At 50.2% G+C, this 25,948-nt stretch carries 21 protein-coding genes; 13 read left to right on the top strand and 8 right to left on the bottom strand.

What is annotated here, in order from left to right:
* Positions 1 to 23: 23 nt before the first annotated feature.
* A complete protein-coding gene (dauA, locus tag BMY09_RS15135) occupies positions 24 to 1,772 on the bottom strand; it encodes a C4-dicarboxylic acid transporter DauA (RefSeq protein ID WP_091360022.1) in 1,749 nt (582 codons plus the stop codon).
* 166 nt (positions 1,773 to 1,938) lie between these two features.
* Between dauA and BMY09_RS15130 the strand changes: the two genes are divergently transcribed.
* Positions 1,939 to 2,133, top strand: a complete 195-nt coding sequence (locus BMY09_RS15130; protein ID WP_091360020.1) for a CopG family transcriptional regulator — start codon at positions 1,939 to 1,941, stop codon at positions 2,131 to 2,133.
* A 220-nt stretch (positions 2,134 to 2,353) separates the two neighbouring features.
* Here BMY09_RS15130 and BMY09_RS15125 read toward each other — a convergent pair whose 3' ends face one another.
* Positions 2,354 to 2,785 (bottom strand): acyl-CoA thioesterase, encoded by a 432-nt coding sequence (locus BMY09_RS15125; protein WP_091360017.1) that lies wholly within the window; start codon positions 2,783 to 2,785, stop codon positions 2,354 to 2,356.
* A 67-nt stretch (positions 2,786 to 2,852) separates the two neighbouring features.
* Here BMY09_RS15125 and BMY09_RS15120 point away from each other — a divergent pair, with 67 nt between their 5' ends.
* The 9 genes from BMY09_RS15120 (at position 2,853) to BMY09_RS15080 (ending at position 14,146) form a co-directional block, all read left to right on the top strand.
* Entirely contained in the window at positions 2,853 to 3,494 is a 642-nt protein-coding gene (locus tag BMY09_RS15120; protein ID WP_091360014.1) for a class I SAM-dependent methyltransferase, read from the top strand.
* 282 nt (positions 3,495 to 3,776) lie between these two features.
* Positions 3,777 to 6,032: a GTP diphosphokinase gene (gene relA / locus BMY09_RS15115; protein WP_091360012.1), complete on the top strand. Its 2,256-nt coding sequence runs from the start codon at positions 3,777 to 3,779 to the stop codon at positions 6,030 to 6,032.
* Entirely contained in the window at positions 6,032 to 6,844 is an 813-nt protein-coding gene (gene mazG, locus BMY09_RS15110; RefSeq protein ID WP_091360010.1) for a nucleoside triphosphate pyrophosphohydrolase, read from the top strand. Before relA ends, mazG begins: the two co-directional genes overlap by 1 nt.
* Before the next feature lie 23 nt (positions 6,845 to 6,867).
* Entirely contained in the window at positions 6,868 to 7,254 is a 387-nt protein-coding gene (locus BMY09_RS15105; protein ID WP_091360007.1) for a hypothetical protein, read from the top strand.
* Between the two features lie 98 nt (positions 7,255 to 7,352).
* Positions 7,353 to 9,959, top strand: coding sequence for a phosphoenolpyruvate carboxylase (gene ppc / locus BMY09_RS15100; RefSeq protein WP_091360004.1), 2,607 nt, complete (start codon positions 7,353 to 7,355; stop codon positions 9,957 to 9,959).
* Positions 9,960 to 10,369: 410 nt separating this feature from the next.
* A complete protein-coding gene (gene adk, locus BMY09_RS15095; protein WP_091360001.1) occupies positions 10,370 to 11,026 on the top strand; it encodes an adenylate kinase in 657 nt (218 codons plus the stop codon).
* A 115-nt stretch (positions 11,027 to 11,141) separates the two neighbouring features.
* Entirely contained in the window at positions 11,142 to 12,188 is a 1,047-nt protein-coding gene (gene hemH, locus BMY09_RS15090) for a ferrochelatase (protein WP_091359999.1), read from the top strand.
* Entirely contained in the window at positions 12,178 to 12,918 is a 741-nt protein-coding gene (rlmB, locus tag BMY09_RS15085) for a 23S rRNA (guanosine(2251)-2'-O)-methyltransferase RlmB (RefSeq protein ID WP_091359997.1), read from the top strand. The genes hemH and rlmB overlap by 11 nt, the downstream gene beginning before the upstream one ends.
* A gap of 262 nt (positions 12,919 to 13,180) precedes the next feature.
* Entirely contained in the window at positions 13,181 to 14,146 is a 966-nt protein-coding gene (locus BMY09_RS15080; protein ID WP_091359995.1) for a hypothetical protein, read from the top strand.
* Positions 14,147 to 14,529: 383 nt separating this feature from the next.
* Here the strand turns inward: BMY09_RS15080 and BMY09_RS15075 are convergent, their stop codons facing one another.
* A complete protein-coding gene (locus BMY09_RS15075; protein WP_091359994.1) occupies positions 14,530 to 14,808 on the bottom strand; it encodes a hypothetical protein in 279 nt (92 codons plus the stop codon).
* A gap of 391 nt (positions 14,809 to 15,199) precedes the next feature.
* Between BMY09_RS15075 and BMY09_RS15070 the strand changes: the two genes are divergently transcribed.
* Complete coding sequence (locus BMY09_RS15070) at positions 15,200 to 15,445, top strand: HP1242/YdcH family protein (RefSeq protein WP_091359992.1); 246 nt, start codon at positions 15,200 to 15,202, stop codon at positions 15,443 to 15,445.
* 833 nt (positions 15,446 to 16,278) lie between these two features.
* Positions 16,279 to 16,614, top strand: a complete 336-nt coding sequence (locus tag BMY09_RS15060) for a DUF4144 family protein (RefSeq protein ID WP_091359989.1) — start codon at positions 16,279 to 16,281, stop codon at positions 16,612 to 16,614.
* Between the two features lie 118 nt (positions 16,615 to 16,732).
* Here BMY09_RS15060 and BMY09_RS15055 read toward each other — a convergent pair whose 3' ends face one another.
* From BMY09_RS15055 to BMY09_RS15045, 3 genes are all read right to left on the bottom strand, one after another.
* Entirely contained in the window at positions 16,733 to 19,321 is a 2,589-nt protein-coding gene (locus BMY09_RS15055) for a bifunctional diguanylate cyclase/phosphodiesterase (protein ID WP_091359987.1), read from the bottom strand.
* Positions 19,322 to 19,580: 259 nt separating this feature from the next.
* Entirely contained in the window at positions 19,581 to 20,765 is a 1,185-nt protein-coding gene (locus BMY09_RS15050; protein ID WP_091359986.1) for an acetate/propionate family kinase, read from the bottom strand.
* A 1-nt stretch (position 20,766) separates the two neighbouring features.
* Positions 20,767 to 21,708 (bottom strand): bifunctional enoyl-CoA hydratase/phosphate acetyltransferase, encoded by a 942-nt coding sequence (locus tag BMY09_RS15045; protein ID WP_091359984.1) that lies wholly within the window; start codon positions 21,706 to 21,708, stop codon positions 20,767 to 20,769.
* 1,002 nt (positions 21,709 to 22,710) lie between these two features.
* On the opposite strand from BMY09_RS15045, the gene BMY09_RS15040 reads away from it, so the two are divergent.
* The gene (locus tag BMY09_RS15040) at positions 22,711 to 23,076 is read left to right on the top strand and encodes a histidine triad nucleotide-binding protein (RefSeq protein ID WP_217647452.1); all 366 of its coding nucleotides are present in this window, start codon (positions 22,711 to 22,713) and stop codon (positions 23,074 to 23,076) included.
* A 53-nt stretch (positions 23,077 to 23,129) separates the two neighbouring features.
* On the opposite strand, the gene BMY09_RS15035 is transcribed toward BMY09_RS15040, so the two are convergent.
* Entirely contained in the window at positions 23,130 to 24,647 is a 1,518-nt protein-coding gene (locus BMY09_RS15035; protein ID WP_091359981.1) for a SpoVR family protein, read from the bottom strand.
* 4 nt (positions 24,648 to 24,651) lie between these two features.
* Positions 24,652 to 25,926 carry a YeaH/YhbH family protein gene (locus tag BMY09_RS15030; RefSeq protein WP_091359980.1) on the bottom strand — a complete coding sequence of 425 codons (1,275 nt, stop codon included), beginning with the start codon at positions 25,924 to 25,926 and terminating at the stop codon, positions 24,652 to 24,654.
* Positions 25,927 to 25,948 lie beyond the last annotated feature (22 nt).

Genomic DNA, 25,948 nt, shown 5'->3' with positions numbered 1-25,948 from the left:
AGCCCTGTTTTGCCCGCGTCTTGTTATTGAGGCAGGGCATTTGCCTGTGTGACTTTGGCACCAGCAACCTCAATCGCTTCAGCCAGCGTCGGTGTGAAAACCAGCGTCTGATCGATTGGTTTCAGTCCCGCTTTAGCGATGTTTTTCAGGGGTTGAAATTGCAGGTCGGCGATAATAACAAAGCTACCCGTCCTGAACTTTGCCTCCAGAAAATGATTCAGCGCAGACAATCCGCCGGCATCCAGTATTGGCACGGCATCCATATAGAGGATGACACGCTGCTTATGCTCGGTGAGCAATAACATTTCCGAGAATATTCTGTCGGCGGCGGCAAAAAACAGCGGCCCGCTGATTTTATATACGCCCCAGTCATCAGGCAGCGTGTCGGGGACATGTTTGCGGTTATCGCTGATCTCGATCACCCGGGTCATCTGGGCGATATCCCGCATGAACAGCAGGGAAGCGAGGACGATACCGAAGGAGATCGCCACCACCATATCGATCATCACGGTCAGAGAGAAACAGGTCAGCAGCACCAGAATATCCCCGGAGGGCGCTTTTTTAAGAAGCTCCATCACTTTCGGCGCTTCACTCATATTCCAGGCGACCATCAACAGCATCGCCGCCATTGAGGCCATCGGTATATACGCCAGCCAGGGCGCCAGTATCAGCAGGCTGACGAGTACTATCAGACCATGAATAACGGCCGCCAGGGGGGACTGAGCACCGGCGCGGTAGTTGGCAGCAGAGCGGGCGATGGCTGCTGTTGCGGTAATACCGCCAAACCAGGGAGTTACCAGATTGCCAACGCCCTGACCCAGCAGTTCGACATTGGAGTGATGGCGCTTGCCACTCATACCGTCCAGCACCACTGCACAGAGTAGTGATTCAATGGCCCCCAGCATCGCAATTGAAAAGGCGATCGGAATCAGTGCTGTCAGTTTATGGAAATCCCAGTCGATCGGTTGCCCATCCGGGCCTGGTTGCAGCCAGGGCCAGTTGAATTCGGGCAGGACCGGAGGAATGCCCTGACCGATGGTGCCATCGGCCAGTTGATAGTTGAAACGGGAACCGATGGTCTGGAGATCAAAGCCGGCATTGGCCAGCAGTAAAGACAGTGCTACTCCGATGGCAACGGCTGGCAGGTGACCCGGAATCGGGAGGCGTAACCGGGGCCAGACGATTAATACCGCCAGGGTTGTGGCCCCGACAATAAACTCGGCGGGTTCCAGAGTGGGTAATGCATTAAACAGGGCGAGTACTTTGTCGATATATTTTTCCGGCATCTCCTGTAGCTCGAGCCCCAGAAAGTCCTTCATCTGCAGGGTGGCGATCACTACTGCAATGCCTGAAGTGAAGCCCAGGGTGACCGGTTCCGGAATGTACTCAATCAGACGACCCAGTCGACTCAGCGCCATCATCACCATCATAACGCCAGCCATCAGCGAGGCGATCAGCAGTCCACTGAGTCCGAACTGCTGAGCCACGGGATACAAAATCACGACAAAGGCCGCAGTCGGGCCGGATATGCTATAACGGGAACCGCCGGTCAGCGGGATCAGAATACCGGCGATGATGGCGGTATAGAGGCCGTACTGGGGTGGTACACCGCTGGCTATCGCCAGCGCCATCGATAATGGAATGGCGATGATGCCAACCGTGATGCCCGCCATCAGATCCTGGTATAGGGTAGCCAGGGTATAGCCCTCTTTAAGGCACTCACGCAGTGCGCTGAAAGGCTTAATACTGTGCAGATGTAAACGATGCGACATGAATAATTGCTCTCGCTAAGCGGTTACAGCGAACTTGAGACGCTGCGGCCGGCAATATGGCCCCGGATTCGATTGAGTGGTTGTTAGAATATAGATTACATTACATGTTCATCAGGGTATAAATCAATGTTAATATGATTAACATAAATAGTTTTGAGGAGTTGTTATGGAGAAGAGAACGGCACGGCTGACACTGCTGATTGACCCGAACAAGAAAGCGACCTTTGAAAAGCTGTGCAATGCAGATGATGTCACTCCTTCGCAAATGGTGCGTAAGCTGATTCGTGATTATATTGAAGAGAAGCTGGGGCCCGAGTGGCGCGATGAAGTCTTTAGTGAAGAGTCGGACGGCGATCAGTGAGTGTTGGACTGCGTCCCCGGCAATGGGACGTTATCCCCCTTTTATAAACAGAAATAGTGTCACAAGGCTGTTAATAACTCTAGGATAACTCTGTGAAAGCCCCATATTATGGGGCTTTACGGCGGTGGGTTAAAATTCGTTCAGGTTGTCGTTTCTGTATTTTTTTCAACCAGTTAAATTGATTTTTTTGAGTAATTATTAAACAGTCAGACTCGAATGTTTAAACCACTTTGATGATTCTGTCTTTAAACCCTTCGGGTACGGTCACCACCTTTCCTTCGGTGTAATCAAAAAAGACGATACCGGTTTTGACATGGGCGATCTCGACCGCTGTCTTCTTATTGCTGAGAAGGTAGTAGATATCGCAGCCATACTTATTGAAGTCGCCCACAGTAATATCAATCTGTATCAGGTCACCGTAAAAACTCTCGGCCTTATAGACGATAACCGAATCGGTCATAATAATGCCTGAACCCTCGATATCCTGCTCTGTATAGTTGTGGGAGTTCAGATAACGAAGTCGCGCTTCATGTACGATGGATAACACAGAATCGTTGCTGAGGTGGCCAGCATAATTGATATCACTGATACGTACCGGTATTTCGGTGGTGAAACTGTAGTTTTCGGGCATATCAATTTTGATACGTGCCATAGGTAAAGCTCCTGAAATGTAAAACAAAAGTACGTAATTTCAGTACAAGAATAGTGGATGCCAAGAGATGAGTCTACGCCGATTCAATCCATATTATCGCTGGCTGTTTCCCTGGTTGCTGGACCGGGTATCGAAGGTGGTCGCGCCTGAAAGGGAGCAGCTACTAAGCTATGCCACAGGGGCCGTGCTGGAGATTGGCGCAGGTACTGGCACCAGCTTTGATTGTTATCCGGGGCAGGTCTCTGAACTATATGCACTTGAGCCTGATACCGGGGTGATGCAGAAAGCCTGCGCAGTTCTGGCAGCTTTACCGGAAGCTCAGCGTAATAAAATTCAGTTATTGGTTGCTGATGCGATGGATATCCCGTTGGCAGATAACCAGTTTGATACAGTAGTTTGCTTTCTTGTGCTCTGTTCCGTGCCTCATCCACAAAAGGTGTTGCAGGAAATTTATCGCGTGCTCAGGCCGGGTGGGCAACTGCTATTCTTTGAGCATGTGTTGTCTGATGACGTTACAGTACAGCGCTGGCAACACCGTCTTAATCCCTTCTGGCGACGGTGTGCCGGGGGCTGCCAACTGAACCGGGAGACCGCAGAGCTTATCTCCCGCGCTGGTTTTGAGGTGCCGCAGCTACAACGCTATCAGCATCACGCCTTTCCGCGGCTGGTAAAACAACTGGTGACGGGAATCGCCGTTAAACCTTCCTGAGATCAGGCCCTGAGTCGGCATAGAGGTGTTGTGGTATCTGAGCACGGTTTTTCTTTTTTACTTATAAAGCTGGTTTTCCCAATCCTGATTGCTGGCAGCATCCCCCGATTTCCACGGAACATACTCGCTATTGCATGGCTGAAATACTAAAATGGGCCGCTGTAAGTGCTATGGATTCATAATATTTTGGCCCCTGCTACTGTTATAACGTGGTCATCAGCAGGGTGCAGATAGCGCAATATGAGTGGCATCACGAAGGTATAGAAGGGAGCGGCTAGCGCTGTGGTAAAAGTACGCGAAGATCATCCAATACATGCTGACGGTAGTGTCGATCTGGATCTGTGGCTGGAAAGGCTGCAGGAGCAGGTTGAAGTTAAGGATATAGATACAGTTCGTCAGGCCTGTCTTTATGCCAAACAGCTGAAAGAGGAAGCTGAACCTTCGGAAGATTCATGGAAAGACAGTGACAGTTATCTCACCGGGCTGGAGATGGCCCAGATTCTTATTGAACTGAATCAGGATCAGGATGCGCTGGTTGCTGCCATCCTGTATCGCAGTGTTCGTGAAAAACGTACCACTCTGGAAGATATTCGCCGTCGCTTCAGTCAGACAATTGCTACGCTGATCGATGGCGTGTTGCAGATGGCGGCTATCGGCAGTCGACAGAACCCCCGGCGTGAGAATGTGCTGGGCCAGAGCGGAAACCCGCTGGACAACGTCCGCAAAATGCTGGTGTCGATGATTGATGATGTGCGGGTAGTGCTGATTAAGATTGCCGAGCGCACCTGTGCTATTCGTCGTGTTAAGAGTGACTCTCGTAAGAAGCGTTATCTGGTGGCGCGGGAGGTGTTTGATGTGTATGCGCCGCTGGCTCACCGGCTGGGCATCGGTCATATCAAGTGGGAACTGGAAGATCTCTCATTTCGCTATCTCAAACCCAACGACTACAAGCAGATTGCGTCATTGCTGGATGAGAAGCGCCTGGATCGTCAGCAGTTCATCGAAGATTCGGTGAGTATTCTTAATGCTGAGTTGAAAAAGGTCAATATTGATGGCGATGTGATGGGGCGGGCCAAACACATCTACAGTATCTGGCGCAAAATGCAGCGTAAGAACATCGCCTTTAACCAGGTTTATGACATCCGTGCGGTACGCATCCTGGTGCCGGAGATTCGTGACTGTTATACCGTGCTGGGTATTGTTCACGGCTTGTGGCGTAATATCCCCCACGAGTTTGATGACTACATCGCATCGCCTAAACCCAACGGTTATCGTTCCCTGCATACCGCGGTATTTGGCCCATCAGGCAAAGTGCTGGAGATTCAGATCCGGACGTTTTCGATGCATGAAGAGGCTGAGTTAGGGGTTTGTGCGCACTGGCTCTATAAGGGCACCGATACCCACTCGCAAAGTTCCAGTTATGAAGACAAGATCGCCTGGCTGCGTCAGGTGCTTGAGTGGACTGAGGATCTCGGAGGCACTGAAGAGTTTTCTGAGGTAATCGGTGGCGATGTGGCCCATGACCGGGTTTATGTCTTTACCCCAGATGGTCATGTTGTGGATATGCCGGTGGGCTCGACACCAGTCGATTTTGCTTACCGGGTGCATACCGAAGTGGGACACCGCTGTCGCGGGGCAAAACTGAATGGCCGGATCGTCCCTCTGACCCGTCAGCTTCAGACCGGCGATCAGGTGGAGATCCTGACCGCAAGTGAAGAGCATCCGCGGCGTGACTGGCTCAACCCAAACCTGGGGTATATCACCAGTGCCCGTTCACGGGCCAAGATTCAACACTGGTTTAAACTTCAGGATAAAGACAAAAACGCCGCCGCCGGTAAGAAAATTATCGACCGGGAGTTCCGTCGTCTGGCGCTGGAAAATGCTGATCTTAATTTTGATCTGATGGCGAAGGCGGTTAATCATCGTTCTGCCGATGATATGTATGCTGCGCTGGGCGCCGGGGATATCCGTCTTTCGCAAGTGATCAACGCCGCGCAACAGCAGGTTGAGACGGATCATCACGATGAACAGCTGGATCTGGCATTGCCCGGCAGCAGTGTTCGTTCTCAGTCCGTTTATGAAGGGATAAAAATACGCGGGGTGGGTAATCTGCTGACGACTATTGCTCCGTGTTGTAAGCCGGTACCGGGCGATCCGATTATCGGTTATATCACCAAAAGCCGGGGAGTCTCTATTCACCGGGATGACTGTACCAACGCTTTTCAGCTGCGTCAGCAGGAACGGGAGCGGATGGTTGAAGTTAGTTGGGGAGAAGAGGGCGAGTCAACCTATCCGGTGGATATCTATGTGGAAGCCTTTGACCGGGCAGGTCTGTTGCGCGACCTGATGATGGTGATGGCAAACGAGAATGTTAACCTGATCGCCGCGAATACTCAGTCGGATAAGAAGAGCAATATTGCCTATCTGACACTGACGATTGAGATCAGCCGTCTCGAGCTGCTGGGTAAAATTATGGACAAGATCAACCAGATTCCAAACGTTACCGAGGTGCACCGACAGCGGAGTGGTACCCGCTGATGCGTTATACCCTTGAAGATCTGCAAACGCTGATGGCCCGGCTGCGGGACCCTGAGGATGGTTGCCCCTGGGATCTGAAACAGGATTTTGCCAGCATTGTTCCCCATACCCTTGAAGAGGCGTATGAGGTGGCCGATACCATCGAACGACAGGATTGGCAGCACCTGCAGGGTGAACTGGGAGACCTGTTGTTTCAGGTGATCTTTTATGCCCGTCTGGCGGAAGAGCAGCAGGGTTATAATTTTGACGATATCGTCGATACCCTGGTAAAGAAACTGATTCGTCGTCACCCTCATGTCTTTCCCGGGGGAACCCTGACCAGTCGGCGCAGTTCCACGGCGTTGGATGAGCAGCAGATCAAGGAGACCTGGGAAGCGATCAAAGCAGAGGAGCGGGGTGAAAAACCACATCAGGAACCCCGGGTGCTGGATGATATCCCAATGGCTCTACCGGCACTCAACCGGGCTGAAAAATTGCAGAAAAGGGCTGCCCGGGTCGGTTTTGACTGGGGGGATGTGCTGCCAGTGCTGGATAAGATCGAGGAGGAGATCGCGGAGTTGCGCGAGGCGATCGCTGCCGGTGATCAGCTGGAGATGGAGCATGAACTTGGCGATCTGCTGTTTGCTCAGGTGAATCTGGCCCGTCACATGGGGGTTAATCCGGAGACGGCGCTACGCTACACCAATCAGAAGTTTACCAATCGCTTTAACTATATTGAAGACCAGGTCGAGCGCTCCTCTGGAGATTGGCAGGCGTTCACCCTTGATGAGCTGGACCACTGGTGGGACGAAGCTAAACGGAAAGGGCTTTAGTCGTAGCCCGCGGGAGATAATCGATGGGATCATTTCAATGGTTTATTGTCGCGCTGATTGTCATGGCTGGGCTGGGGTACTGGAACTACCAGCGCATCGATGGGCAGCGCAAACAGCTGGTCAGCGCCGGATTCCAGATCTCTGATGATCTTAAAGGCAATCCCGGTCTGCTGGTCAGTACCTCCCAGCGTCAGGTGGCGGTCCTGGTGCCGAGTGGATATCTGCGTCTCAGCTTCGATCAGCTAAAAGACGCAGAGATCCGTTTCCGTTCCGGCGCAGAAGTTGAAACCGACTTTCGCATCGCCCTGTTACTTGAGGGTGCACCTGTGCCGGAGGTCGAGATTCGCTACTCCAATGAGCATACTGTTGAAATAGCCCTGAAGAAACTGCAGCAGTTAACCGGTCTTTAAGACGTTGGCGCTGACGAACTGAGACTAAGATAGTATTTGTGCTTTGCACAAACTATGTAGTATCAATAGAACTTCGCAGAGATGACAGGGGACACTGAATGACAACGCTTCATGAAGACCTGAGGGACGATGTCCGGATGCTCGGTGACTGTCTGGGACAGACCATTGTTGAGCATAAAGGCCAGCTGTTTCTTGATAAAATTGAAAAGATCCGGGCGCTTTCCAAGGCGGCCAGATCATCGGGCAAGCCTGTCGATGATGAACTGCTTAAAACCCTCAGTGAGCTGGGGGATGATGATCTTCTGCCGGTAGCCAGAGCCTTTACTCAATTTCTCAACCTGTCCAATATCGCTGAGGAACATCATCGGGTGCGTCGTCGTTCAGGTATTATGGATGTCTGTACCAGTGACTCATTCTGTGGCCTGCTCGGCCGGTTGCAACAGCAGGGTTTATCAAAAGAGCAGATCGCAGCAGCGGTGCGGGATATGGATGTTGAGCTGGTTCTGACAGCCCATCCAACCGAGGTTAACCGGCGCACGCTGATCCAGAAGTTTGATGCCATTACCGAATGCCTGCAAAGGATCGATCGGGGAGAAGACCTGTATCACCGGCTGCATGAACTGATCAGCCAGGCCTGGCACACAGACGCCATCCGCAAGCAGAGACCGACGCCAGTGGATGAAGCGAAGTGGGGATTTGCGGTGATTGAAAACTCCCTTTGGGAGGCGGTGCCGGTATTCCTGCGGCATATCGATAAGCAACTGTTTGATGCGACCGGTGAACATCTGCCACTGAGCAGCTCGCCGGTGCGGTTTGCCTCCTGGATGGGGGGCGACCGTGATGGCAACCCTAATGTTACCTCCGTGACCACCGAGAAAGTCTTATTGCTGTCCCGCTGGATGGCGGCTGATCTGTATATCAAAGATATTGACCGCTTGCGCAGTGAGCTATCGATGAATGAGTGTAGTGCGGAGTTGCGCGAGCGGGTGGGTGATCATCCTGAGCCCTACCGTGAACTGTTGCGTACGGTATGCACCCATCTGACGCAAACCAAGCGCTGGACCACTGAGCGTCTTGAGGGGCGACCGGTGGAAAAAGAGGGGGTGTATATCTATCCCCGGCAACTGCTGGAACCCCTGTTACTGATCGATGCCTCGTTGCGCAGCTGTCATATGAGTGTGATTGCTGATGGTTTGCTGAGTGATACGATACGGCGGGTGGCGTGCTTTGGTATGACTCTGGTGAATCTGGATATTCGCCAGAATTCTGATCGTCATGCAGAGGTGATGGACGAGCTGACGGGCTTTTACGGTATCGGTTGTTACAGCGAGTGGAGTGAAACCAATAAGCAGATGTTTCTGCTGAAGGAGTTACAGGAGAAGCGTCCTCTGTTGCCCCGCGAGTGGTCTCCCTCGGAGAATGTTCAGGAGGTACTGGATACCTTTAGCGTGGTCGCCCGGGAAGAACCGAACTCTCTGGGATCCTATGTTATCTCCATGGCCAGTCAGCCATCGGATGTATTGGCGGTTATCCTGCTGCTGAAAGAGAGCGGTATCCATCATAATATGCGGGTAGCGCCGCTGTTTGAAACGTTGGACGACCTGGATAACGCTGAAAACTGTATCCGTCAGTTGCTGGCTATCCCCTGGTACAGAGATTACACCGGGGGGCACCAGGAAGTCATGATCGGTTATTCCGACTCATCGAAGGATGCAGGGCAGTTGGCGGCGGCCTGGGGGCAGTATCGGGCTCAGGAAGCGCTGACCAGTGTATGTCAGGAATACGGTGTTCACCTGACGCTGTTTCACGGCCGTGGCGGCACGGTTGGTCGTGGTGGCGGCCCCAGCCATACGGCGATTCTGGCACAGCCCCCTGGGTCTGTGGCCGGCAGTCTGCGGGTGACTGAGCAGGGTGAGATGATCCGGTTCAAGTTTGGTGTGCCGGAGATTGCGGTACGAAATCTCGAGCTGTATACCTCGGCGACCCTGGAGGCAACTCTGGCGCCGGCTCCCGGGCCGAGACCCGAGTGGCGCCAGTTGATGGATGAGATGTCGCTGGCAGGCCTGACCGCCTATCGCGATGTGGTACGCTTTGATCCTCAGTTTGTCCCCTATTTCCGCTCGGCAACCCCGGAGCAGGAGCTGGCAAAACTACCTCTGGGCAGTCGTCCGGCGAAACGTAAGGCGGATGGGGGTGTTGAAAGCCTGCGGGCGATCCCCTGGATCTTTGCCTGGACACAGATCCGCCTGATGTTGCCAGCCTGGCTGGGCAGTGATGTCGCCCTGCAGCAGACACTGGATAAAGGTCAGTTTGAACTGGTGCAGACGATGCGCAGGGACTGGCCGTTCTTCCGCTCCTATATGGATATGCTGGAGATGGTGATGGCCAAGGCAGATGCCAACATAGCCGCTTACTATGAAAAACGGCTGGTGTCTGAAGAACTGGCGGTGCTGGGGGCCGATCTGCGCTGTCGCCTGGCGAAGACCATTGAACTGGTGAAAAAGATTAAGCAACAGGAGACGCTGCTGGAGCATAGTCCGGTGATCCGTCAGTCGATTGAGGTGCGCAACCCCTATATCGATCCATTGCACTTTCTGCAGGCAGAACTGCTCTATCGCGACCGCAATCACCCGGATGCCCGGCTTGAACAGGCGCTGATGATTACCATGGCTGGTATCTCGGCGGGTATGCGCAATACCGGATAAACGCTGAGTGGGCCTGCTCAGGCAAGGACAGGGACGCTTTGCTCAGGTGGGGGGACGAATGGCGGCGATGCCCCGTAAGCCGGGGTATCGCTGGCATGAGGTTTTGATAACTTCGGTCAACAAAAGCAGATGTTATCCTTTTAGGGGGTTGCTACCTTAGCCGGTTTTGACTAACCTCGAGCGTTCGTTTTTCACGACATTGTGTAGTAAATATTACAATGCAGAAAAATTGTCTCCTGCAATTGGTAGAATTAGAAATTGGTAGTAGGCCGAATGTCCAATTGTGAGTAGCAGGCATAGAACGATATTGTGACATATTGCCACTCAGAAAAATTTCAGCCGGTGGTTATCTAATGAACGGCCGGCTTCAAGATTTTACATTATAAAATTAGAAACGGAGCAATCCTTACATGCGAATTATTCTTTTGGGTGCACCGGGTGCCGGTAAAGGTACCCAGGCTCAGTACATCTGCGAAAAGTACGGTATTCCCCAGATCTCCACCGGCGATATGCTGCGTGCTGCGGTAAAAGCGGGTACCCCTCTGGGTATCGAAGCTAAAAAAGTCATGGATGCCGGTGGTCTGGTGTCTGATGAGATTATTATTGGTCTGGTAAAAGAGCGTATCACTGAAGCTGATTGCGCTAACGGCGCTCTGTTTGACGGATTTCCACGCACCATCCCTCAGGCTGATGCGATGAAGGATGCCGGTGTGGCTATCGATGCGGTTGTTGAGATCGATGTTGCTGACGATGAAATCATCAAGCGGATGGCTGGCCGTCGTGTTCATCCGGGTTCCGGCCGCACCTATCACGTTATCTTCAACCCGCCTGCTGTCGAAGGTAAAGATGATGTCACCGGTGAAGACCTGGTGCAGCGTGAAGATGATAAAGAGGAGACGGTTCGTCAGCGTCTGGATGTGTACCATGAACAGACCGCACCGCTGATCACCTATTACAAAGGTTGGGCTGAAGAGTCGCCTGCTGATGCACCTAAATACAGCTATATTCCCGGTGTCGGCAGCGTTGAAGATATCCGTGATGCGGTATTTGCGTCTCTGGAAAAATAAGCCGTTGGTGTGAATATAAAAAAACCGTTGCTTTGATCCCTGAATCAAAACAGCGGTTTTTTATTGCCGGTTATTCCGCGATAATAGCGCTTTGCCTGTAATCGGAAATAGATAGATGTCTCTCCCCAAAACCGCAATACTGCTGGTTAATTTAGGTTCACCGGATCAACCCACTCCTGCCGCGGTGCGTCGCTATCTTAAAGAATTTCTCTCAGATCGCCGGGTGGTAGAGGGCGATGGGGTGATGCGGCTGATCTGGTTAACGGTGCTCAACGCTATTATCCTGACCTTCCGTCCCCGTAAGGTGGCAAAATTGTATGCATCGATCTGGGATCAGGATTCCCCCCTGCGGCTGATACTCAATCAGCAGGTGGCCGCGCTGCAACTGGCGCTGCAACAAACGATACCGGATCAGGATATGCAGGTTTTTTCCGCCATGACCTATGGCAATCCGGGGCTGACGGCGCGCCTGGAAGAGCTGACGGAGTCGGGTTACAGCAAGATTCTGGTGCTGCCACTCTATCCCCAGTACTCGGCAACCACTACCGCACCGATCTATGACCAGATCGCCCGTTTTCAGCTGAAGACCCGCAATTTTCCCGATATCCGGGTGGTTCATGATTATCATGATCATCCGCTCTATATCCGCGCTCTGGCAGATTCGGTTAAGGCCTTCCGCGCAGAGCATCCTGAGAGTGGTAAACTGGTGCTCTCCTATCATGGCATTCCTCAGGAGTATGCCGATAAGGGTGATCCCTATCCGGAACACTGTTATCGCACCTCTGAACTGCTGGCAACAGAGCTGGGCCTGAGTGACGGACAGTGGCAGACCACCTTTCAGTCCCGTTTTGGTCCTAAAGCCTGGCTGCAGCCCTACACCGATAAAACCCTTGAGAAACTTGCTAATAGCGGTACAAAACAGGTTGAGATCATCTGTCCCGCCTTCTCTGCTGATTGTCTGGAAACCCTGGAAGAGATCGCCGTGGAAAACAGGGATGTGTTCATGCAGGCTGGAGGTGAGCAGTATCAGTATATCCCGGCACTGAACGCCGACCCCGGGATGATCCGCCTGCTGGTGGCACTGGTAAAACAGAATAGTTGCGGCTGGGTTTGTCAGACCTGTAACAGTAACGAACAGAATGAGACAGAGAATGCGTCCTGAATATATCTTCGGTATCCACGCGGCTACCACCACCCTGCAACGAGACAGCAAGCGGGTTAAAGGGATGTGGGTTCTGAAAGGGCGTGTCGATGCCCGGATGCAGAAACTACTGGATCTGGCGGCAGAGAAAAAGATCACTGTCGAGTGGGTCAGCCGTAAAGAGCTGGACAATATGGCGCAGGACGGAGTACATCAGGGGGTTGTGGTCGCCTGCGAACCGATTCAGGCGAAGAACGAACAGTTTCTTGAGGCGATGCTCGATAAGCTGGAAGAGCCCGCGTTTCTGCTGGTGCTGGATGGCGTCACGGACCCCCACAATCTGGGCGCCTGCTTGCGTACCGCGGATGCCGCTGGTGTCCACGCGGTGATCGCGCCGAAAGACAAATCAGCCCCGTTGAATGCCACCGCCAGCAAAGTGGCCTGCGGTGCCGCTGAAGTCATCCCCTATGTGCTGGTGACCAACCTGGCCCGCACCCTGAAAGATCTTCAACAGCGGGGAGTCTGGATTACCGGCACCGCTGGCGAAGCGGACACCCTGATCTACGATGCCGACCTGAAAGGCCCAATGGCCCTGGTGATGGGCGCCGAAGGCCAGGGGATGCGCCGCCTCACCCGTGAACACTGCGATTTCCTGGTAAAAATCGATATGGCAGGGGAGGTCTCCTCGCTGAACGTATCGGTGGCGACAGGGGTGTGTCTGTTTGAAGCGGTAAGACAAAGAAAAGCGTAGCTTTTCTTTGTCCAGAACGCTGCGCTTGCTAGTTGTTAGACGTGGCTTCGCCACTTGCCAGAACGTCACTGCGTGACTCGCTAGAAAAAGCGGGGAGGTTTTGTAGGAGGCGCGATGGCATGCCCTCTGGGTACCTCACGGCGATAAACCGCGCAGAGCGCAAGACCCGCATCGCTTGGCGATACGAGTTGTCACTTGCAAGAATATCGCTCCCTCTGGTACGTTATCGAATCAGTGAATTTTAGTGACAGGATGTCAAAAGTTGATCTCTCTTTTTTTAAAGTCTGTTTTTCAGTTTCTTGTGATTGTTGCTCTCTGCGGTCCATGGATATATACGCTATGGATGAAAATACCGGCAGATTATGATGAAAGCGACCTGGACTATAAAAACTATACGTTAATCGATATTCAGGAGGAACGTCGCCATAGAGCTGTAAATTTAGTTAAACTAAAGTTGGTTAATAGTGATGGTAATACTGTTTATCGAACTGAGTATGATCATTGGTTACCGCATAATACTATATGGAGATTGAAATATCGGCACTTGGGAGAAGAGATCCGAGTTGGTATTAATTATAGAGATCAGATCTGCAAAATAGAGACGTTAACAGATGGAAGCTATATAGAAATATTGAAGCCGTCGGAGTTAATGCTTAACTATCGAGAGGGTATCAACTATGATTATTTTTTATTAACACTTTTTCTCTTAATGTTTTTTGTTGGTGTTTATCATGTCTATATTGATTTTAAGAATAAGATTTTTATTAGTGGATATTTGGATGATATAAATGGTGATGTATTTTTGGTTAAGGCTAGTCGGATTGATTTTTTATATTTAATGGCTATGGTTTTTTTGGTGTGTGGCTTGGGATACATTTTTTTATTTAATAAGTTTGGCCTTATCTTGGCTGTAACATTTTCCCCACTGATATTTCTTGGTCTCTTAAAGACTTATAAATATGCATATAAATTAAAGTCTATTTTTAATGACATCGCTAAAGTTAGTAAAGATGGGATTATTGTTTATAAATATTCAAATGAGCCGATTAGATGGTCTGAGATAGAGCAGATTTATTTTAGCCTTAATGGGAGATTTAGTTCAGCAAAGGAACCTATTGTATTGATCATATCGGGGCGTGATAATTGTGAAATTGCCTCAGGTTCAACTCAGATAAAGACTTTAGATTTATATAATGTGCTGAAAGCGATGAAAGAAAAATATTCTTGAAATTCTTTGTGTTTATAGATCGAGTGAGAAGGCTATTCGATGCATGATTTTCCAGATGCGGTTACATCGGAAGAATGTACTCAAAGATATCAACTTAACCGAACCTTAAGAGGGCTACTGAGCAGCTTGCAAGACCATTAATCGCTTCCCTTGCTAGGAAAAAAGACGCGTCTGCGTCGCTTGCCAGAACGTCACTTCGTGACTCGCTAGGAAAAGCGGCGCGCAGAGCGTAAGACCCTATCGCTTCGCGACACTAGCTAGAACGTCACTGCGTGACTCGCTAGAAAAAGCGGGCGCAGATTTGTGGGAGACGTGTTGGCATGCCCACTGGATCCCCCGCGGCGATAAGCGACTTATTCTGTCAACTGCGCCACAGACTGTTCTCAGGTTGATCTCACTGCTATCTGTATCATTACCGGAACGACAATGCAGGCAATCCAGAATGCTAGCTTAAGGTGATGCTTGGCAGGTGAGATCAGTGTTTTATAAGTGCCCGCTATGCCGAGTAGGGCAACAGGGTAGGAGAGTATAACCGGCAGTGTGAAGATATCTCTGTCACTATCCAGATAAGCAACTGAGTAGAGTCCAAAGCAGGTCGCTGCAGGCAGGGCAACCATGATAATAAGCTTAATGACCCACTCTGGAAAGTCCGGCTTATTCACTGATCAGAACCTTTTTGATAATACGTGATCTTTTTTTGTATTCTGGCAACGAGATTATCCATTATGAATAAGTAAGGCTTTGAAAAAAGGAAAAATAATATTTCCGTAGTTTGTCGATAGTAAAGAGTACAGAGTGGAGTGTTCAACACTCGACAAGTGTGTGCCCATAAACCTTACCATAACATCTGCAGGTGTTGTGTCCTTCAACGCATCAAGCTTATTGGGAATACAGTGGTAGGTAGTAGCGTCACCTAAAAGAACGCCCCATTGCTAGCTTGCCCACCGCTATTTCAGCGAATTAGTGGAAGAATCGCGGTTTTTTGACTAAAAAGTTAATAGCCATAGTGGTAAGAACGACAATGAACTGAGAAACCGACAGGAGGTACTTCAAATGTTAGGTGAAGAGCACTCTTTAGCACATGATTTCCCTGATTATGAGGATGTTATCGATCAACTGAAAGAGTCTGACGAACGTTTTGCTAAAGAGAACCGTTATTACCAATCCCTCGATAAGCAGATCCGGGTGCTGGAGATGAATAACTCCCCTATCGATGATCTGTCAATGCATCAGCTGAAGCAGGAACGATCTGAGCTCAAGGATGCCCTCTACCGACGGCTGGTTGAAGCGCGGCATTAACGGCGATAGCGCTAAGAACGCTGCTTCGCAGCTGCCAGACCGTATCGCTTCGCGATACTCGCTAGACGTGGCTACGCCACTTGCCAGAACGTCACTTCGTGACTCGCTAGAAAAAGCGGGTGCTTTTGTACGAGCAGCGTTGGCATGCCCTCTGGGAACCTCACGGCGATTGCTCTTATTTCCTAAACCGGCTCAGCAATTGCCTTGCACAGCACTTTGTTGCACACTCAGTTTATAGAACGTTTAGCCAAGGCTAGATAAACACGCTGATCAATGAGCCTACTCATAATCAGAGACGAGAATGCAGTAGCTGCCGTTTTTATCACAGCAGAACTTGTAAAACGATCAGGCTTGCAAGCTACAGAGCGTTGTAAGGTCGTATCAATGAAGTTGTTTTGGATCTTGAGGGAACATGGTCTTTTTAACTTTCTGGGCAGTTGGCATATTATTCGTAGTCATTGGTTTTCACTTTCATTGTAAATTTTTAGCGCGCCTGAAAAATAATCACACTCAACTATATAGCGATCTCGGGAAACCTGGAGTGTTCACGAAGTATCCTATATCTACCAAATTAATTATCCGTGATCTTAGCCCAAATAACTTAGCTACGAAGTACTCTGAGTTTATGGCAAAGAAGCAATGGGAAGAGTTAAGTGATAGTGAGCTTAATAAATACGCGTCTTACAGAAGATATACGCAGTATATTCTTGGGGCTTTGTTCTTTGTCGCAATTATCAGCGCTGGAACTAAGCTATAACAAGCGTAGGCTTTCGGAACTCCTTTCTGCTCACGTCGTCCGTAGATACGGGCGTTATTTATCATAAGGACACAAAATGGTTCGATGGCCTGCGATCATTAAATACGAAGGCGACAGTGAGCTTACGTTCGTCTCTGGTTTATCAGAATGGGAATGTGATGCAGATCTTCACTTCTTCTCTTATGAAGAGGGTGATGCTCTGATCGACTCTGAAGGGGTGATATATGCCCTGGATAAAAGGGAGGCGGATTGCATCAAACCCAGGGCTACCGGCGGAAGCTTTAACAAAGAAGAGATCCTCGAAATTATTAAAGAACATTTTTCAGCCATCGGAGAGTGTTGTGTTTCTAAATTTTCTATCAGCACCATTTCTGAAGGTGTTGCTGTTGTTGGTAAGTTCGAGGAAAAGTAACAAGTGTGTTAATAAATACCCCTCTCAAGCAGTGACCAAATGCTTTCTTGCTCTTGTCTTTTCTAGCAAGGAAAACGAAGTTTTCCGTCTAGCCACTCGCTAGCCGCGAAGCGGCGGTCTAGCCACTGCTCTTTTCCATCAACCGCCGAAACTCTTCCTCCGGCACCGGCCTGGAAAACAGATACCCCTGCAGTTCCTCGCACTGTTCCTCTTTGAGAAATTGCAGTTGGTTTTCAGTTTCAACACCTTCGGCAATCACGGTCATTTTCAGGCTTTTGCCCAGGGCTATGATCGCGCGGGTGATCGCTCTGTCGTTTTCGTCGACCTCAAGATCACGAATGAATGCGCGGTCAATTTTCAGTTTGCTGATGGGGAACTGTTTCAGATAACTCAGAGAGGAGTACCCCTGTCCGAAGTCGTCAATTGACAGGCTGATGCCCATCTGATGGAGTGCCTGCAACACTTTACGTGATAGCTCCGGGTTTTCCATCAGCGCGCTTTCTGTAATTTCAAACTCGATACTGGAGGCATCGGCGTCGGAACACTGGAGTATTTCAGCCACTTCAGCCACGATCAGATCGCTGATCTGCTGCGTTGAAAAGTTAACCGCGACCTTTGGCAGGGTGTAGCCCATTGCGTGCCAGCGGCTTATATCCCGGAGGGCCTGTTCGATTACCCATCGGCCGATAGGGGCGATGAGGCCACTTTCTTCGGCGTAGGGGATGAACTGATCGGGTGCTAGTAGCCCCCTTTCTGGGTGATTCCAGCGAATCAGGGCTTCAGCCGCGACAATCCTGCCTGTTTCAGTGTTTACCTGTGGTTGATAATAGAGTTCAAACTGATCGTTTTTGAGTGCCTGATTCAGCTGCTCCAGGAGATTAAATCGCTTGGAGGCGGCTTCGGTCATCGATGAGTCGTAGAAGCAGAAGCCATTTCTGCCGTTGCGTTTTGCCTGATACATGGCTGAATCGCCATTGCGCAGAATCATGTCAGGAGTGCTGGCATCTTTAGGGAACAGGCAGATACCTATACTGGCGGTAATACGAAACGCATGTGTCTGAATCTCAAAGGGACGCTGTAGCTCACCGAGTAGTTTACGGGCGATTGTTTCAGCTTCATCATCGCGTAACAGGCCGGTAATCACGGTAAACTCGTCGCCCCCCAGTCGCGCAACCAGATCATCGCTTCGTAGCACCTGAGTGAACCGTTCAGAGACCTGGCGTAATAACTCATCGCCTGCGCTATGTCCCAGGGTATCGTTAATCTCTTTAAAATGATCAAGGTCGATAAACATCAGTGCTGCATTCAGAGGCTGCCCCTGAGATCGGTCGAGCATCTCTTTTAACTGCTGCCAGACATAGCGCCGATTCGGCAGAGCGGTGAGGTGGTCATGCAGGGTGCTGTGGCGCAGTTCTGCCGATCGCTGGTTTAGTCCGGAGATCATTTTGTTGACACTGTCACTGACCAGCCTGAACTCATTAAAGTGGATCTCTTCAGGGTTCAGGTGGGTCAGGGTGTCGACGGATCTTTCAAGGTTGGAACGGAATACCTTTAGGTTCTGTGATAGCTTGCGCATCATGAAATAGAGCAGGAAGCCAATAATGGCCATGGTGACCAGGATAATTTTCAGCGTATCGAAGACTCCCTGTTCAAACTCTTTTTTACGGGCATCAACATGCAGGGCAATCTTGTTTTTGACTGTGTCGGTGTAAAAACCGGTGCCGATGAATATTTTCCACTCATCCACTCCCAGAATGAAAGATACTTTCTCTGACTCTTCGCCGCTGTTTTTCTCCCACACATAGGTACTGAAAGTGCCTTCCGGGTGCTGCTGGGCTAATCGGGAGTTCTCCTGAACAACTTTGGTTCCCCTGGCATCGACGGTATCCCAGATGTTTTTCTGGCCAGCATGATATTCACCATTGGTGACATAAAGGTCGCCATCGTAGGAGTTTATAAAATAGTAACCCTCTTTATCCGGCCCGAAAGAGATATTGGCAATGCGTTGATAAACTTCATCTTTAAGTTGTTTTTCGTACAGTTCCAGGTAATCACCGGTTCCGATCACGAGGTTATAAGGTTTGAATAGTCTGAGATAACTGTATTTGTTCAGCGACTTCTTGCCATCGGGTAATAGCCATTGGTAACTGACAAACCCCTCTTGTTGGTTGTGTAAAAGCGTGATTATCTGTCGAATTGAATCCTGGCCCTCCTGGGGGAATGCGTCGGTGTAATGTTTTGTTTCTAAGGAGGGATCGGGTGGATAGAGATTAACCACGCCGTCAAGTGTATAGATAAAGTAGTAGCCTCTGTCCTGATTAAATCTGAGATCGCGTAGCGCCGCGTAAATCATATTCTTAATATCAGCGTCAGAGTTTTTGCCCTGCTGGCTGAGGTAGATCGATTCAGCTATTTGATAGGCCTGGTCAACTCTCTGTTGCAGTTCTGTTTTGAGTTTATTATTCGCCAGCTTGTTCTCACTCTGCAGGTAGTGTTTTATCGAGTGAACCCGGGCTTCAATCTCCTGTTTCTGCAAAGCGAGATACTCTTGCGCAAAATGTTCGCCATCCCGCTCAAGGTATTGATATTGATTGCTGATCCACAGATAACCAATAAAGCCGCAGGCCAGAATAAACACCGCAATGGTTGCAAGAAAATAGCCAACGACGCTGAATGTAATCGGTTGTCTTAAGCGGCTATTATTCAACGTCCTATCCTTAATGATTTATCAGGGAAAAACAGGAGTGCAGGGAAAACCAACGATGAAAGAAGAGATCAAATTTACACAGGCTTCCCAGATTTAAATCTACAATATCAGAGACGTTTTGTCGCTTTGGGTGTGAGCATTTTGGTGAGACTGGCGAAATGTATTTTCGCGATAAAAAAAGAGAACCAAAGGCTCTCTTTTTTACGTTTTTTCTAGCCACTAACCACTAGCAAGTTGCGAAGCAACGTCTAGCTACTATCTAACCCAACACCTCCTGTGCATGCAGGGCGATCATCGCCTCTTCATTGGTGGGAATAACCCGAACAATAACTTTAGCGCTGGCCTTGCTGATAATCGCTTCGCCCTCTTTATTGGCGCTTTTGTTGAGTTTGACTCCCAGCCACTCCAACTGATCACAGATACGCTTGCGCAGTTTGCTGTCATTTTCACCCACACCGCCAGTGAAAACCAACTGATCTAAACCCTGTAGAGCAGCGCTCAGTCGACCGATCTCCAGGGCAGCACGATAGGCGAACATGGCGATCGCCTCTTCCGCTTCCGGTTTGCCGGATTGTTCCAGCGCTATCATATCGGAGCTGATACCAGAGACTCCCAGCCAGCCGCTCTCTTTGTAGAGGAAGTTTTCCAACTGGTCGGCATCCATTCCATAGTGGCGTTGCAGATAGAGCAGTACACCGGGATCGATATTGCCGGTACGGCTGCCCATCGGCAGGCCGTCTACCGCAGTAAAGCCCATAGAGGAGGCGATCGATCTGCCCTGTTTGACAGCGCACATGCTGGCACCCGCGCCGAGATGGCAGATAATGGTGTTGTCACTTTCCGCCCCTTTGCCGATTTTCTCCAGGGTGCGCTGAATATATTCGTAGGACAGACCATGAAAACCATATCGATGGATCCCGGCTTCAGTGTATTTGCGGGGAATGGCGTAGTGGCGTTCCACCTGTGGCTGGCCGATATGGAACATGGTGTCGAAGCAGGCGATCTGTGGCAGCTCCGGCTCCAGTTGCTGACAGGCACGGATCAGTTTCAGGTTATAGGGCTGATGCAGTGGAGCCAGCGGAATCAGTTCTTCCAGTGACTTCATGATGTCTGGCGTAATCATGACCGGATCGCTGAACGCCTCTGCGCCATGGACCACCCGGTGGCCAAAAGCGCTGATCTGGCTATCGGGTAACTGTTTACGCACCCACTGTATCACCAGATCGAGGCACGCCTGATGGCGATCATCAATCTCGATGGAGGTCATGTCGGGTTCGACCTTTTCCAGTGTTTTTCCCTCACTGGAGAATACTTTCATGACCGGCGTGTTAAGGATATTCCCCAGCTTGAACTGATACAGGGGTTCCACTTTCTTTTCGTGGCGGGCAAACAGCGCGCATTTCAGGCTGGAAGAACCGCCATTAACTGTCAGAACCAGACCCATCTTATTTCACTCCTTGAGGATGCAGAACCATGTGGGATGCCAGGGCACAGGATGCCAGGCGGGCCAGAGTCCCGTCAGAACGACTGTTAAGTATGATCGGTGCACGGGCACCCAGGGCGATACCCGCAGATTTGGCATCCGCAAGGTAAATAAGCTGCTTAGCGATCATATTGGCTGATTCCAGGTCGGGTGCCAGAAGAATATCAGCGTCGCCGGATACCGGCGATGAGATATGCTTATCAATAGCGGCCTGCAGGGATATCGCATTATCAAAGGCCAGCGGACCATCAAGAATAGCGCCGGTGATCTGTCCCCGGTCGGCCATTTTGCACAGTGCGGCAGCATCGATGGTGCTCTGCATTGTCGGCTTCACTTTCTCGACTGCTGCAAGAATGGCCACTTTAGGCTCCTTCATACCCAGTGCGTGGCAGAAGTCGATTGCGTTCTGCACGATATCCCGTTTGGTCAGCAGGTCCGGGGCAACATTGATAGCCGCATCGGTAATCATCAAGGGTTTATGATAGTTGGGAACGTCCAGTACAAAGATATGGCTTTGCCGCCGTTCAGTGCGTATCCCCAGAGTTTTGTGTATCACTGCACTGAGCAGCTCTGATGTACTCAGGTCTCCCTTCATCAGGGTTTCCGCCCGGGCTTCGCGTATCAGTCCAACGGCCTGCTCTGCTGCAGCGTGGCTGTGCTCAACATCGATCAGTTCATAGTCGTCAATATTCAGTTCATACTTATCAGCAGCCGCCTGTATTTTAGCCGCAGGTCCCACCAGAATAGGTACGATCAGACCGCGTTCAGCGGCCTCGATGGCGCCCATCAGGCCGTTATGTTCAACTGGGTGTACTACGGCAGTGATGACCGGACGAGCCTTAACCGCTTCATCAATAAAGAATTCCAGTTGGTTATGGATGGGGGGCTTTTCTGAAAGAATCATTATACTGCTCCAGCTATTCGGCGGTTGGAAACCCGGGGCACCGCGCTCTAACCTATATAACAGGCGCTATCGGCCTTAGCATTTACTCTATGATAAGAGTATGAACTTCTTATGACGCAGTGCAACATGCAGGTTAGTTAAAATGAGTAGTTTTTGTGTAAATCGATGATTAACTGATATATCGTACTTGCGAAATTTAATAGGGGCTAGAACGTCGCTGCGCGACTGCTAGTGGTTAGACGGAAACTTCGTTTCCTTGCTAGAAAAATCACAGAAAAACAGCAACTGTAGTCATTATTGGGCTATTAGGATAAAGTGAAGCTCGATGGGTGGGAGTACCCGAATCGTAGTCTGTGATTTTGATTGGCTGTGTAGTTCGGCCAGGCACTCAAGACAGTTCAGGTGGATATCAAGGATGAGTACCATTGATCCTTTTTCCCTCTCTGGCAGCCCTTGTCTTTGCATACTTAGTCACATACTCCTGGTATTGACGACTTCTACGATACATATTTTACCCGTCTCTGGATTATAACGTACCTTGTAAGGTTGCAGAGCTTGCAAGCTTTAGAACCTTGCAGGGCTTACGAATAAAGTTGTTAGCCTTACAAGGTACACAGCGGGCATGGATAGATTCAAGATTGAGGTCAACAAAAAGGGACATCCAGTAAGAAGAGAATCTTTCGATCTGGAGTTCAAGCAATCCTTCCATTACGGTGATTCCCTTCATTTCTATGTGCGCTCGTTGGTTGGTATGCCAATAACTGTAGTGGTCAAGTAAAACTGGCCACCGCTTTAGAGGCTTTTTGGAAAAAGGACGAGTTAGGCTTTATGTGCTTATCTTTGCTTTTTCTAGCAAGTAAAACGAAGTTTTACGTCTAACCACTAGCAAGACACGAAGTGTCGTCTAGTGAGTCGCTCAGCGACGTTCTGTTCCCGGATACTTGCTATCCGGGAAGCGCTGCGGTGTAATTCCTGAAACGTTGATAAGATGAAGGTGGGATGATGGACTGTCTGTTTTGTAAAATTCTGAATAACGAGATTCCAGCGGATATTATCTATGAGGATGATCGGGTTATCGCTTTTAATGATATCAACCCCCAGGCACCGACCCACGCCCTGATTATTCCCCGTAAACATATCGCTACGCTGAATGATATCAACACAGAAGACTGTGACCTGGTGGGGCATATGGTGATGGTGGCCGGGAAGATTGCGCAACAGCAAGGGTTTGATACGGACGGCTATCGTACCGTGTTTAACTGTAACAGCCACGGCGGTCAGACGGTTTACCATATCCACCTGCACTTGCTGGGGGGTAAACCGATGGGCTGGCCTCCCTATCAGGAAAAGCTCAAAACGCCGGTATGACGTTATAAAAAAAACCGCTCTTAATGAGCGGTTTTATCTATCTGGGGGACGTGTCAGGCCACTTCCTCAGCATGGGGCTTTGGTGGACAGTGGCGTTCGTTGACAATCTGTCCATCAGGTGAGACTGACTCCAGGTGAACGTCAAATCCCCATAGTTGATGGAGATGTTTCAACACTTCATCGGTGTCATCCCCCAGAGGCTGTTCATTATGCATATAGTGACGCAGGGTCAGTGAGCGGTCGCCTCTGATATTAACGTTATAGATCTGAATATTGGGTTCCCTATTGCCGATGTTATAGCTGGCAGCCAGGTTCTCCCGTACTTTCTGATACCCCTCATCATCATGGATAGCGCTGATCTGCAGGGTGCTCAGGGCCGAGTTGTCAGTAATAGTAAACAGCTTCAGCTCACGGATCATATGGGGTGAAAGGTATTGCAATATAAAGCTTTCATCCTTGTAGTTGCGCATCGCATGCTGCAGTGTCTCGTTCCAGTCGCTGCCGGCGATGTCGGGAAACCATTTGCGGTCTTCGTCGGTAGGGTTTTCACAGATTCGTCTGATATCCCGCATCATGCCGTAGCCCAGTGAGTAGGGGTTGATGCCGCTGAAGTAGGGGGAGTCAAACGGTGGCTGGTAGATGACACTGGTGTGTGAATGGAGAAACTCCATAATAAACCCATCGGTGACCAGACCTTCATCGTGCAGATGGTGTAGCAGGGTGTAATGCCAGAAGCAGGCCCACCCCTCATTCATCACCTGAGTCTGACGCTGGGGGTAATAGTATTGAGCGATCTTTCTGACGATGCGGACAATCTCCCGTTGCCAGGGCTCCAGCAGCGGCGCATTCTTCTCAATAAAGTAGAGCAGGTTCTCTTCCGGGTCTTTCGGGAAGCGCGGTGTTTTCTTCTCCTTTATCTCATCTTTTTTCGGGATAGTATTCCACAGCTGGTTAAGGTGACGCTGGATATACTCTTCGCGGTCCAGTAACCGGTTTTTCTCCTCTTCAGGGGTAATCGGCTGAGGGCGCAGGTAACGGTTAACGCCATAGTTCATCAGTGCGTGGCAGGCGTCCAGCATCTGTTCTACAGCATCCACGCCGTGGCGCTCTTCACACTTGGCAATATAATTTTTGGCAAACAGCAGATAATCGATAATAGCGGAGGCATCGGTCCAGGTGCGGAACAGGTAGTTGCCTTTGAAAAACGAGTTATGTCCGTAACAGGCGTGGGCGATGACCAGAGCCTGCATGGTCATGGTATTCTCTTCCATCAGATAAGAGATGCAGGGATTTGAGTTGATAACTATCTCGTAGGCCAGCCCCATCTGGCCCCGTTTGTATTGCTGTTCCGTGGAGACAAACTGTTTACCAAACGACCAGTGATTGTAATTCAGCGGCATGCCGACAGAGGAGTAGGCATCCATCATCTGTTCAGAGGTGATGATCTCTATCTGATTAGGGTAGGTATCCAGCCCGTAATGTTCCGCCACCCGGGCGATCTCCTGGTCATATCGCTGAATCAGTTCGAAAGTCCATTCTGACCCGGTAGAGATCGGTTGATGCTTTTTCATTGGGTCACTCCTTTTTCTCAAACAGCTTTCTGAACACCGGATAGATATCGGAGGGTTCAACGATGGTCTGCATAGCAAAGGTTTCGCCAAACTTTTCCCGAATCTGCTCGTACTCCAGCCAGAGATTCTGATGTGGCCCGGTGGTGATCTCAACATAGGCAAAATACTGCACCAGAGGCAGAATGCGTTGCTCCAGAATTTCCCGGCAGACATGGGAATCACCATCCCAGTTATCACCATCAGACGCCTGGGCAACATAGATATTCCAGTCACCGGGAGGGTAGCGTTCATGAATAATATCTGCGCTCAGGTTGAGCGCACTGGAGACGATTGTGCCACCGGTTTCACGGGAATAGAAAAACTCCTCCTCATCCACCTCCTTGGCATGGGTGTGATGACGGACAAACACCACCTCAATTTTTTTGTAGCTGCGGGTGAGAAACAGGTAGAGCAGAATAAAGAAGCGTTTGGCGATATCCTTGATCGACTGGGTCATCGATCCCGAGACATCCATCACGCAAAACATCACTGCTTTAGAACTGGGCACCGGGGTACGGATCAGGTTGTTGTATTTCAGATCAAACTCATCGATAAATGGCATCCGTTTGATGCGTCTGTTGAGCGCTTTGATCTCTTCATTCAGGGCCGCTATCTGCAGCACCGCTTCCTGGTTGGGCAGCAACCCCTCCAGGGTTTTGATCTCCGCTTTCAGTTCTCGGATTTTGCGGCGCTCTTTACCCGAAAGGGCGATACGCCGGGCGTTGGCGGCTCGTAATGATCGCACCACATTGAGTTTGTCCGGTGAGCCTACACTGGTAAAGCCAGCACGACGCACCTCAAAGCTGGTGGCGTCGCGCAGCTGTTTCTTAATCATGTTGGGCAGTTCAAGGTCTTCGAACATAAAGTCGAGGAACTCTTCCTGATTAATCTGAAAGGTGAAATCATCTTCACCTTCCCCCTGATTGCTGGCCTGCCCCTGGCCGGAGCCACCGCCGCCTCCGCCTTCGGGACGTTTAATTTCGTCGCCGACGACGAACTCTTTGTTACCTGGAAAAACCCGCTGACGGATGCCGCCATCACCGTGATGAAACACCGGTTCGGAAATATCCTTGTTCGGGATACTGACCTCGCCTCCCTGATCAATATCACGGATGCTACGGGAGTTTACCGCTTCCTCAACAGCCCGCTTAATATGCTTCTTATAGCGGCGAAGAAAACGCTGCCGGTTAACGGTGCTCTTTTTTTTCGCGTTTAGGCGGCGGTCGATGATATAGCTCATACAGCGCTCTCCTGCTCTGACC

It is taken from the genome of Amphritea atlantica, assembly GCF_900111095.1.
GTDB classification, from domain to species: domain Bacteria; phylum Pseudomonadota; class Gammaproteobacteria; order Pseudomonadales; family Balneatricaceae; genus Amphritea; species Amphritea atlantica.
Note: the sequence above shows the minus strand (reverse complement) of the source record. Positions and strands in the feature narration are given on the sequence as shown.